Here is a 574-nt window from a genome sequence, read left to right as displayed (position 1 = left end):
TGGAGAACGTGAAACCGGTGCCGTGCCCGGAGGTGTTGGAGCCCCTGGGCGCGGGCCAGGTGCGGATCGCCGTACGCGCGGCCGGTATCAACTTCCGTGACGCACTTGTCGGTTTGGGCATGGTCCCGGACCAGACCGGGCTCGGCGGTGAGGGCGCCGGAGTGGTGGTGGACATCGGTCCGGACGTGGCCGGTGTGTCCGTGGGCGACCGGGTCATGGGGATCTTTGACCGCGCGTTCGGGCCGCTGGCGGTGACCGACGCCCGTATGGTGGCGCCGGTCCCGGACCGGTGGTCCTTCCGGCAGGCGGCGGCGGTGCCGGTGGCTTATCTGACGGCGTGGTACGGGTTGGTGGAGCTGGGTCGGCTGCGGTGTGGGGAGTCGGTGTTGGTTCATGCCGCGGCTGGTGGTGTGGGGATGGCGGCGGTGGGGATCGCGCGGTATCTGGGTGCGGAGGTGTATGCGACGGCGAGTCCTGGCAAGCATGGGGTGCTGGAGGAGATGGGCATCGACGGGGCGCATCGGGCGTCGTCGCGTGATGTGGGGTTTGCGGAGGTGGTGCGTGCGGCGACGGG

At 70.6% G+C, this 574-nt stretch carries 1 protein-coding gene; it reads left to right on the top strand.

Annotation, left to right across the window (positions count from 1 at the left end; translation table 11 throughout):
• Window positions 1-574 (top strand): alcohol dehydrogenase catalytic domain-containing protein (locus AXW62_RS39215; RefSeq protein WP_159061106.1); only part of this gene is annotated, 574 nt, incomplete at both ends.

The organism is Streptomyces hygroscopicus subsp. hygroscopicus (assembly GCF_001553455.1).
GTDB lineage: Bacteria > Actinomycetota > Actinomycetes > Streptomycetales > Streptomycetaceae > Streptomyces > Streptomyces hygroscopicus.
The sequence above is the reverse complement of the archived record's forward strand: the minus strand, read 5'-3'. Positions and strand labels throughout refer to the sequence as shown.